General features: G+C 72.8%; 8 protein-coding genes. 2 read left to right on the top strand and 6 right to left on the bottom strand.

All coding sequences use genetic code 11. The features are described from left to right. Both ACWGI8_RS30535 and ACWGI8_RS30530 read right to left on the bottom strand, forming a co-directional pair. Positions 1-2,850 (bottom strand): AAA family ATPase (locus tag ACWGI8_RS30535; protein WP_453665788.1); only part of this gene is annotated, 2,850 nt, incomplete at its 3' end. 192 nt (positions 2,851-3,042) lie between these two features. Then, complete coding sequence (locus ACWGI8_RS30530) at positions 3,043-4,842, bottom strand: S8 family peptidase (protein WP_453665787.1); 1,800 nt, start codon at positions 4,840-4,842, stop codon at positions 3,043-3,045. A gap of 443 nt (positions 4,843-5,285) precedes the next feature. Between ACWGI8_RS30530 and ACWGI8_RS30525 the strand changes: the two genes are divergently transcribed. Beyond that, complete coding sequence (locus ACWGI8_RS30525; protein WP_453665786.1) at positions 5,286-5,705, top strand: DoxX family membrane protein; 420 nt, start codon at positions 5,286-5,288, stop codon at positions 5,703-5,705. 75 nt (positions 5,706-5,780) lie between these two features. Here ACWGI8_RS30525 and ACWGI8_RS30520 read toward each other — a convergent pair whose 3' ends face one another. Next, positions 5,781-6,755 carry an ArsR/SmtB family transcription factor gene (locus ACWGI8_RS30520; RefSeq protein ID WP_453665784.1) on the bottom strand — a complete coding sequence of 325 codons (975 nt, stop codon included), beginning with the start codon at positions 6,753-6,755 and terminating at the stop codon, positions 5,781-5,783. A gap of 60 nt (positions 6,756-6,815) precedes the next feature. Here ACWGI8_RS30520 and ACWGI8_RS30515 point away from each other — a divergent pair, with 60 nt between their 5' ends. Beyond that, positions 6,816-8,021 (top strand): MFS transporter, encoded by a 1,206-nt coding sequence (locus ACWGI8_RS30515; protein WP_453665783.1) that lies wholly within the window; start codon positions 6,816-6,818, stop codon positions 8,019-8,021. 148 nt (positions 8,022-8,169) lie between these two features. On the opposite strand, the gene ACWGI8_RS30510 is transcribed toward ACWGI8_RS30515, so the two are convergent. The 3 genes from ACWGI8_RS30510 to ACWGI8_RS30500 all read right to left on the bottom strand — a co-directional run bounded on the left by ACWGI8_RS30510 (position 8,170) and on the right by ACWGI8_RS30500 (position 10,402). Then, positions 8,170-9,441: an RNA polymerase sigma factor gene (locus tag ACWGI8_RS30510; RefSeq protein ID WP_453665789.1), complete on the bottom strand. Its 1,272-nt coding sequence runs from the start codon at positions 9,439-9,441 to the stop codon at positions 8,170-8,172. Between the two features lie 3 nt (positions 9,442-9,444). Continuing rightward, entirely contained in the window at positions 9,445-9,849 is a 405-nt protein-coding gene (locus tag ACWGI8_RS30505; RefSeq protein ID WP_453665781.1) for a YciI family protein, read from the bottom strand. Positions 9,850-9,970: 121 nt separating this feature from the next. Beyond that, entirely contained in the window at positions 9,971-10,402 is a 432-nt protein-coding gene (locus ACWGI8_RS30500) for an SRPBCC domain-containing protein (protein ID WP_453665779.1), read from the bottom strand. Positions 10,403-10,615 lie beyond the last annotated feature (213 nt).

The following is a 10,615-nucleotide window of genomic DNA, read 5'->3' as shown; positions in this document are numbered from 1 at the left end:
CGCGGTCGCCAGCTGCGCGCGTGAACGCACGTCCAGCTTCTGGTAGATACGCGTGAGCCGGGCCTCGACCGTCTTCACGCTCAGATAGAGCCGGGCCGCCGCCTCCTGGTTGCTCGCCCCCTGACCAACCAGCTGCGCGAGGTGCAGCTCCGCCTCCGTCAGGGAGGACAGGGCGCCGCTGCGGGACGGGGCGGCGTCGGCGGCGCCGGACGGCGTTTCCGTGGCCAGCGCCAGCCACGGCGCAGCACCCGCCCGCTCGAAGACCGTGGCCGCGGACTGCAGCGCGCTCTGGGCGGCCGACCGTCTGCGGCGGCGGCGCTCCACGCGGGCGAGCGCGACCAGCGACCGGCCGCGTTCCAGGGGCAGGCCCGCTGCGCCGAAGGCCTCGGCCGTGTCCGTCAGCAGTGCCGCCGCGTCACCGTGCTTTCCGCCCGCCGCGAGATACAGCGCGAACGCCCGGTCGCAGCCGAGCAGCACGGTCGTCCGGCCGAGGCGTTCCGCGACCGGACGGACGTCGGCGAGCAGGTCCGCCGCCTCTTCCGGGGCGTCGTTCGCCAGCAGCGCCTCGGCCAGCTCCTCGTGCCAGCGCAGCATGGACGGGTCGACAGCCGACTGGGCACGCTCGCTCGCCTGGACCCGGCGCAGGGTCTCCAGGGCGTTCGCCACATCACCGGTGACGAGCTGGACCCGGCCGAGCGCGTACAGGCTGCGGGAGAGAAAGACATGGTCGCCCTCCTCCTCGGAGGCCTGGGCGCTGCGACGTGCGTAGCTGGCGGCGCGGGCGAAGCTGCCGCCCGCGGTCTCGGCGAGGGCCAGCGCGAACCAGGCGGGCCCGGGGGAGAGGCCGGCCTCCAGGGTCAGGGCGAGCGACCGCCCGGCGTGCGAGAGCGCCGCCGCGCACTGGCCCTGCCGGGCCTCGACCTCCGCGAGCGTACGGAACAGTTCGATGGCGTCCTCGACCGTGCCTCGGCGCTCGACCAGCGGCAGCAGGGCGTTCAGCTGGTCGCGGGCGTCGGCGAGCCGGTCGTCGAACAGGGCGTGACGGATCGTCAGGATCTGGGCGGCGTTCCGGACGCCGAGCGGGCGCTCGATCATTTCGAGGGCCCGCGCCTCGGCGAGGACCTGCTCCGCGTCCGGTGAGCCCAGTACGCGTTCCATACGTGCCTGGACGGTCAGTGCCCTGGCCGCCGTCCGCGGGTCACCCACCGAGCCGGCCAGCGCGGCGGACTCGACGGCGGCGGCCCGGGACCGTACGGGATCGCCGTCGGCCAGCACGTACTTCACCGCGAGCCGGAGCTGGACGGCCGCCCTCAGCGCCGTGTCGCCCTCGGAGTCCTCCGTGGCATGCACGTAGATCTCGTCGAGCCCCGTCAGCCCCTGCCCGGCCGTGTCCAGCACGGCGAGCCGCGCCCGTACCCGGTCGGGCGGTGCGGCGTCGCGGGCGAGCAGGTCGGTCGCGGCGCGCATCGCCAGATCGGCCCGGGCGGCGCGGGCGGCCTCCTCGGCGGCGTCGACGAGGCGGGCGATCCGCTGGGCACCGTGCCGGCCGGGCGTGGACTCGGCGGCGAGCAGGGCGAGTTCGGCGGCCAGCGCGCTGTTCCCGCGGCGCCGCGCCGCGTCGGCGGCGGCCGCGACCTCGGCGGCCAGCTGCTCGTCGGGGATGTCCGTGGCCAGCGCCCGGTGCCGAACCTCCTCGACAGGGTCGTCCACGACCCGCGCCAGGGCCGCGTGACCCTCGCTGCGCTGGGTCCAGCAGGCGTCGTGCACCAGGGTCGACGGCAGCACGCCGGCCGTGAAGGCCACCGTCCCGTCCTCCGTGAGCGAGACCAGACCGGTCCGCTCGGCGGCGGCCAGGTCGGCCTCGGCGGTGGGGCGCCCCGCGCGGCGGATCAGCGACGCCGTCGGGCGCAGCGCCAGTGCCGCCAGCAGGAGGGTGTCGCGCACGGCGGGGGAGGTGACACCGAGGAGCTGACGGGCGAGATCGCGGGCGCGCCCGGACAGGGACAGCGCCTCGGCATGGTGCACCGGCGTCCGCGCGTCGGCCAGGGACCGGCCGACCGCCAGCGCGAGCCGTGGGTTCCCGCCGCTGGCCCGGTGAATGCGGCCGGCCATCCGGGACGGCAGCCGGTGGTGGATGAGGAGTTCGGCGATCTCGTCGGCGTGCAGCGGCGCCACGTTCAGGACGTCGGCCTCGGACGGCACCCACAGCGGCTCCGGACCGACCGCGTCGGAGCCCGGCCCGTACGCCTCCGGGGTCTCCACGGCGATCACCCGCAGCGCGGGCGGCGCCAGATGCAGGGCGAACCGCAGCAGATCGGCGCTCGCGGCGTCCATCCGCTGGACGCCGTCGACGACGAGCAGGACCGGGCCGCGCGCCGCGAAGGCCCGGAGGATCTGCGCCAGTGCGAGCCGCAGGGCGATGGGGTCCCAGCCGCTCTCGGGGACCGGCGCCTCGCGGCACAGCATGGCGACGGCACTGCGCTGCGGACCGGGCAGCGCCTCCAGGATGTCGTGCGCGCGGGACCCGTCGGAGCCGCCCGGATCCCCGGCCGCGGGCCGGGGCACGCTCGCCGAGACCGACGCGACGAGCGCGGCGGCGGCGGCGCCGGGTATGCCGCGGTCGGTGGGGAGTGTGGCCAGCCGGAGCACGGTCTCACCGCGGGATTCGGCGCGGGCGGCGGCGGCCAGGGCGACCTCCGACTTCCCGACCCCGGCGGGACCGGTCAGCAGGGCGCGCCCGCGGGTGCCCAGGACCCGTTCGAGGCGGTCGAGGAGTTCGGCCCGGCCGACCGGCGCCGGGGGTCCCCCCACGCCGGCAGGGCGTACGGGCAGGTATGACGCGGACGTCACGTACCCACCACCACCTTCCGGCGTGCGCGGGCCCCCTGCCCGTTCGAGCAGAGAATACGAAGCACATCGCCCCAGTCCAGGCCCCTAGTCCGGCATGCGGACAGGTCTGGACCGGAGCGGGGACGGGGCGCGCCCCCGGCATATGCCGGTGGACGCGCCCCTGACCTGCAGTGATGCCGATGTGCGGCTGTCTCAGAAAGTGAGACTCCAGGTGTCGATGTAGCCGGTGTCACCCGAGGCCACATCGCGGACCTGCAGCTTCCAGGTCCCGTTGGCGACCTCGCTGGAAGCGTCGACCGTGTACGTCGCGAGGACGTTGTCGGCGCTGTCCGAGCCGGAGGAGGCCTTGAGGTTGCGCACGGTCCCGTCCGGGGCGATCAGGTCGATGACCAGGTCGCCGCGCCAGGTGTGCTTGATGTCCACGTCGACCTTGAGGGCGGCGGGGGCGTTGCCGGTGCGTCCGGTGACGGCGATCGAGGAGGACACGGTCGAGTTGTCGCTGATCGCGACATCCGTCCCGTTGGTGAACGTCGTCCCCCCCGGGGTGGTGCCGGTGACGGCGTTCACGGTCTTCGTCGCGTCGGCGATACCGGCGCCGCAGCCACCCGAGCAGGTGCCGGGCAGCGGACGGGCGTTGGTCTTGATCGCGGACTCGATGTCGGCCGGGGTCAGCGCCGGCTTGGCGGACTCCAGCAGCGCGGCGAGACCGGCGATGTGCGGCGCGGCCATCGAAGTGCCCTGGTAGGGCTTGTAGTTCTCCGCGGACTGGGTGGTGGCACCGGAGTTCAGCGTGGAGAGAATGCCGTTCTCCGGCGTGGTGACGGTGCCGGGCGTGTCGGTGGCACGACGCGTCTCACCGCCGGGCGCGGCGACATCGACGATGCTGCCGTAGTTCGAGTAGAAGGAGCGGTTGCCCTCACGGCTGGTCGACGCCACGTTGATGATGTTGGCGCAGTTGGCCGGGGTGAAGCCGGAGGCGTTGGCGTTGCTGTTGCCCGCCGCGACGACGACCGTGGTGCCGCGCGAGACGGCGCCGTTGATGGCGTTCTGGTAGACGCTCGGGCAGGTGGAGCTCGCGCCACCGAGGCTCAGGTTGATGACCTTCGCCGGGGTCGCGTTCGCCGGGACTCCGGGGACGCTGCCGCCGGACGCCCAGGTGATCGCGTCGGCGATGTCGGCGGACGAGCCGCCGCACTTGCCGAGCACACGCACCGGCTGGATCTTGGCGTTGTGCGCGATACCGGCGACACCCTTGCTGTTGCCGGTCGTCGCGGCGATGGTGCCCGCGACGTGCGTACCGTGCCAGGAGGAGTTGCTCGCCTTGGACCCGGCGCCGCACTCGCCGTCGGTGGCGTTCCAGTCGCCCTCGTCCTTGGCGTCGGCGTCACGGCCGCTGCCGTCACGGGCGTCGGCGGACGTCGAGATGAAGTCGTAGCCGGACACGACGTTCCCGGCCAGGTCCGAGTGGGCGGCGTAGCCGGTGTCGATGACCGCGACCGTGACGCCGCTGCCGGTGGCCTTGTCCCAGGCGCCCGGCACGTTCATTCCACCGGTGGCCTCGAAGAGGTCCCACTGCTTGGTGTATTCCGTGTCGTTCGGGGTGACCGCCATCGCGTAGGCGCGGATGTCGGGCTCCACCGAGGCGACGGACGGGTCGGCGCGGAAGGCGGCCATGACGTCGGCGACGTCCTGCTTGGAGGCCTCGCCGCCCAGGTTCACCAGGGCGGCGCCGCCCGCGAGCCGGCGTTCGAACGACAGGCCCTCGCCGGTCTCGGCGCCCTTGGCCTTCGCGTCGCCCGCGGCCGCCGTGTTCGAACCGGCCTCGGCCGTCTTGGACTTGTAGGTGACGATGACCTTCTCGACCGGCGCGGCCGGCAGGGTGGTCATCGACTGCGAAGCCGGGGCGGGCTTCGGCGAGGGGTCCCCCGGGGCGGCGGCGAACGCCACGGAAGAGGTGGCGGCGACACCGAGGATGGTGGCGCTCGCAGCCACGACGGATATGAGTCTCCGTCCGGAACCGTTCAAGATGTTCCCTTTCAACTGATGGTGCGGAGCGCGGCGGGCGGCGCTGGGAATCGCGATTTGCGATGTGGGGGGTCGCGATTCACGGCTCCCCGGGCTGGGTGGGCCCGTGCGCCGCCGCCGGCGCGACGGCCCCTGGTCAAGAGCCGCCACCGGACGAAACACTGCGTTTACATGCACCTGACATTCACGAGTCAGAGGCTGGGAATCGCCGGTGCGGCAGACAGTAGGGAACGGCGAGATGAACGCGATACGGGGAAAACCCTTGTCGCGCCCCGAGGGGGCACCCGGGGAGGGTCCGGGGCGCCTCTTCCGCCCCCCGCGTGACCTGCGGCGAACGCTCCCGGCAGATCATTTCCACGACCCGGGGGAGAATGTAAGTGATTCAACCGTTCCGATTCCGGGAGGTCGGCATGGATGTCCTGGTGTTGATTGGACGCATCCTTTTCGCCGTGGTCTTCCTCGCCTCGGCCGTGGGGCACCTCACCAAGTCCAAGGAGATGGGCGCGTACGCAGCCTCGAAGGGCCTGCCGGCTCCCGTGCCGGCAACCGTACTCAGCGGGGTGCTCCTGCTGCTCGGGGGGCTGAGTGTCGCCCTCGGCATCTGGGCGGACCTGGGAGCGCTGCTCCTCGCCGTGTTCGTTTTCCCGACGGCGGTCCTGATGCACCCGTTCTGGAAGGAGAGCGATCCCGGGACGCGTCAGCTGGAGCAAGTGATGTTCCTGAAGGACGTGGCGCTGGGCGGAGCCGCGCTGGCGCTGCTCGCGTTCTTCTCGTACGTCGGCAACGACCTCGGTCTGACCATCACCGGCCCGCTGTTCCACATCGGCTGACCGGCCCCAGGGGCATCGGCCGACCGGCCTCCGCGGCATCGGCCGACCGGCTTCCGCGGCATCGGCCGACCGGCCTCAGCGGCCCTCCTGGGCCTTCACCAGGGCCTCACCGGCGGCCGTGCGGTGGTACAGCACGGACCGGCCCGCCCGCCGCCGTTCGAGCAGATCGGCGTCGAGCAGGACCTTGAGATGGCGGCCCACCGATCCCAGCCCCTGGCCGGTCAGCGCCACCAGCTGCGTCGTGCTCTTCGGCGTGCCGAGGAGCACGAGGACGGCCGCCCGGCCGGGCCCGAGCAGCCGGCCCAGGGACTCGGGCGCCGATGCCCGGTCCGGCTGCCCGGCCAGAGTGCCCGAGCACGGGTACACCACCGCGTACCGGTGCGGCTGGTCCCATGCGACCCAGCCGTGGCGCGGAGTGACGGGGACGAACAGCAGCTGCGCCCCGGAGATCTCCCGCGGTGGGTTGTCGTACGCATTGATCTGCAGCCGGCCCTCGCCGAGCCAGCCCATCCCCGGGCGCATGGCGTCCAGCACGGCGGCCCAGCCGCCCTGGCTCAACTGCCCCGTCCGCGCGAGGACATCGGCCTCGATGATCCGCCGGCGCCGGGCCCAGTACGGCAGCACGGCCTCCGCCCACACCCACTCCAGCAGAGCCGCCGCGCGCTCCGGCAGATCGCCGCGGTGCAGCGGGCCCGGAAGCGGGCCACCCAGCGACACCTCCAGGTCCGCCCGGGCGGTCCCGGCCGGAGTGTCGCGTATCCGCACCAGCTCGTCCTCGAAGGCGGGCTCGCCCTCGCCCGCCGGTGGCGGCGTGAGGAAGTCCGCCGTCCACCGGTGGCCCAGTGCCGCCCGCACGAGGAGCGCCGTGACCGGGTCGGCGGCCAACCGCTCCTGATACGCGGGCAGATGGGCGTCGAGCCACGCCCGCTCGCCCGGATGCGCGGCCGAGGGCCGCTCCAGAGCCATCAGACTCGCCGTGACCTCGGCCAGCGGTGAGAGGACGAAGCGGCTGCCCGCGAGCGTGTCCGTACCGACCTGCCACCAACCCATCGTTTCGCCTCCCCGCGAAACAGTAACGCCGTCGCGCCGGGTCGCCCGAGACTTCCCGGCATGCGCACCTACCGAGAGCTGTTCCGCACACCGGAGTTCACCCCCCTGTTCCTCAACACCACCACGCAGATCGCGGCCTCGACCGTGAGCGGGCTGGCGATGGGCACACTGGTCCACTCGGCGACCGGCTCCCCGCTGCTCTCCGCGCTGGCCATGTTCGGGCCCTCGCTCGCCCAGGTGGTCGGTGCGACCATGCTCCTGTCGGCGGCCGACCGGCTGCCGCCGCGCGCCGCGCTCACCGCGATGGCGCTGGTCTTCGGGCTGGGCACCGCGGTCATGGCCGTCCCCGGGCTGCCGGTGTGGGCCGTCTTCGCGATCCTCTTCGGCCTCGGGACCATCGCGGCCGTCGGCGGCGGCGTACGGGGCGGACTGCTCAACGAGATCCTCACGACGGACGGCTATCTGCTGGGCCGTTCCGTCCTCAACATGTCCGTCGGCACGATGCAGATCTGCGGGTACGCGGTCGCCGGAGTGCTGGTCACCGTGCTCTCGCCGCGCGTCACGCTGCTCACGGCCGCGGCACTGTACGTCATCGCCGCCGCCGTGGCCCGGTTCGGTCTCGGCAAGCGGTCGCCACGTGCCGCCGGGCGGCCGTCGGTCGCCGAGACCTGGCGGAACAACGCGCTGCTCTGGTCGTCCGGGCCGCGCCGCTATGTGTATCTCGCCCTCTGGGTGCCCAACGGGCTGATCGTCGGCTGCGAAGCCCTCTTCATCTCCTACGCGCCCTCACACGCCGGGCTGCTGATGGCCTCGGCCTCACTCGGCATGCTGACCGGGGACATCCTGGTGGGACGCTTCGTCCCGCGGCGGTGGCGCGAGCGCCTCGGCGCTCCGCTGCGTCTGCTGCTCGCCGCTCCGTTCCTCGTCTTCGCCGCGCGCCCGGCGCTGCCGGTCGCGGTGGCCGCCGTCGTGCTCGCCTGCATCGGCTACGCGGCCAGCCTTCTGCTCCAGGAACAACTGATGGCGCTGACGCCACACGAGCTGAGCGGACACGCCCTCGGACTGCACACCTCCGGCATGCTCACGATGCAGGGCGTCGCGGCGGTGCTCGCGGGCTCCGTCGCGCAGTTCACCTCGCCCGCGACGGCGATGACCGTGATGGCCGCGGTATCGGTCGCGGTCACCCTGGCCCTGGCGCCGGGACTGGCGCCCCGCCCGGACCAGGCCGACCGCACATCGCCGGAGCCGCGCCGGGTGCCGCGCTGAGCCCAGGTCTTCAGCCGTGCCGCGCTGAGCCCAGGTCTTCAGCCGTGCCGCGCTGAGCCCAGGTCTTCAGCCGTGCCGCGCTGAGCCCAGGCCCTCAGCCGTGCCGCGCTGAGCCCAGGCCCTCAGCCGTGCCGCCCACCGCTGCCTCTCACCGCTGATCCGCACCGTTCGGGCCACCGCCGAGCCGGGCGGCGCGGATCGCCAGATAGTGCCGCTCCGGCAGGCTCGTCGTACGGTTCGCGGCCGCACGGTAGTTCTCGGCCGCCGCCTCGCGCTCGCCGGCCATCTCCAGAAGATGGGCCCGCACCACGTACAGCCGGTGATGGCCGGCCAGACGTCCACCGGCCTCCAGGGCGTCAACGATCCGCAGACCCGCCTGAGGGCCGTGCACCATGGCCGCGGCCACAGCTCGGTTGAGGGAGACGACCGGGCTGTCGGAGAGCTGCTCCAGCACCCCGTACAGCGCGAGGATCTGCGGCCAGTCGGTCTCCTCGACCGTCTTCGCCTCGTCGTGGACGGCAGCCACCGCCGCCTGGACCTGATACGGCCCGAGCGGACCCCGCGGCAGCGCCTCGGTGACCAGCGCGACGCCCTCGGCGATGGCCTCGGCGTCCCACAGGCCGCGGTCCTGCTCGGCCAGCGGGATCAGCTCACCGCCCGGACCGGTCCGCGCCGCGCTCCGGGCGTGGCTGAGCAGCATCAGCGCCAGCAGACCGGCGACTTCACTGTCCTCGGGGAGCATCCGGTGCAGCGCCCGGGCCAGCCGGATCGCCTCCCGGGACAGCTCGACGCGCTGCAGGTACTGGCCGGCGCTCGTCGCGTAGCCCTCGTTGAAGATGAGGTACAGGACATGCAGAACGGCGTCGAGGCGCTGCTGCCGGTCGTCCTCGTCGGGCATCCGGAACGGCACCCCCGACGCCTTGATGCGCTGCTTCGCCCGGCTGATGCGCTGCGACAACGTGGCGTCCGGCACCATGAAGGCCCGCGCGATCTCCGTCGTCGTCAGTCCGCCGACCGACCGCAGCGTGAGCGCGATCGCCGCCGACGGCGTCAGCGCGGGGTGGCAGCACATGAACAGCAGCGTGAGGGTGTCGTCCTCATCCACCGCCGCCTCACTGTCCGCCGCGGGCGCCGTGCGCCGGTCCCAGGGCTCACGCCGTGCGGCAAGATCCTCCCGGCGGCGCCTCGCCTGCTCACTGCGCAGCTGCTCGGTCATACGCCGGCTCGCGACCTGGATCAGCCAGCCCCGGGGATTGTGCGGCAGCCCCTCCTGCGGCCACTGCAGCGCCGCCGCCAGCAGCGCCTCCTGCACCGCGTCCTCCGCGGCGCCGAAATCCCCGTACCGCCGCGTGAGCACGCCGACGACCTGCGGCGCAAGCTCACGCAGCAGGTCCTCGGCGGTCCGGTCGGCTCCGGTCAGCGCTCACACGTCCTCGGTCGGTGCCGACATCACCTGGCGCACCTCGATCGGCATGTTCAGCGGGGCGCCGCCCGGCCCGGGAGCGGCCGAGACGAACGCGGCCAGCTCCACCGCCCGCTCCACGGTCTCGCAGTCGACGATCCAGTACCCGGCCAGGAACTCCTTGGTCTCCGGGAACGGCCCCTCGGTGACGACGGGCGAGCCGCCCGCGGCCCCGGCCCTGACGATCCTCGCGGCCTCCGGCATCGCCAGGCCCTGCCCGTCCACGAACTCCCCGCTGTCCACCATCTTCTTGTTCGCGTCATGCATGAACGCGATGTGGGCCTGGATCTCCTCGGGGGTCCAGGTGTCGATCCGGGGGAAGTCGACGGTCGTCTCGCTGAACTGCATCAGCAGCATGTACTTCATGGTCCGCTCCTTGTCCTGCGGGGCGCCCTCGTGACGCTCTCACGGGTAGGTAGAAGCACACGCCGCGTTTTCGACATCCCCGCGGAAATTCGAGCAAGATTTTTCCCGAACCGGAATCCGGTCAGCCCTGCACCGGGAAGTTCAGCGGCTCCCCGGTCTCGATGAGGCTCTTCAGACTGGACAGCAGCATCGGCCAGCCCGGCTTGACGATCTTGAGGAACTCGCCCTCCGGGTCGAGTCCGCCGTGCACCACGTTCAGATGCGTGACCTCGCCCATCGGGTCGAGCTCGTAGGAGACGACGGACGGCCGGCCCCCGTTGAGGTCCGGCTGGTCCGTCTGGTGCCAGTCGTAGACGAGGTGCTGAGCGTGCACCGCCTGCTGCACGCTGCCCTGGCCGTCCGGCGACCGGGTGGTCAGCGGGGAGCCTGCCTGCCAGTCGGTCTCGAAGGTCATGCCGAAACGCCAGCGCGGCACCATCGCCGGATCGGTGAGCGCGGCCCAGACCTCCTGCGGGGTGGCGCGAACGTACAGGTCAAAGACAAGACTCGTCATCGAGGCTCCAGCGGCGGCCCGGGTTCATCGGCGCCCCAGCGTGCCACGGCGACCCAGGGCGGCGGCTGTCCCGGCGCGGGACATGCCGGAGCGATCACGCGACCAGGGGCGCCGCCCGGGACCTAAGGGCTGTCCCGTAATCCCCGGCGGGCGCACGACGACAGCTACGGCACCTCGCTGCGTTGTCGGATCGCCCGAATACGCCCAGTATGA

The sequence above is a fragment of the Streptomyces sp. NPDC054841 genome (assembly GCF_053611045.1).
Note: the sequence above shows the minus strand (reverse complement) of the source record. Positions and strands in the feature narration are given on the sequence as shown.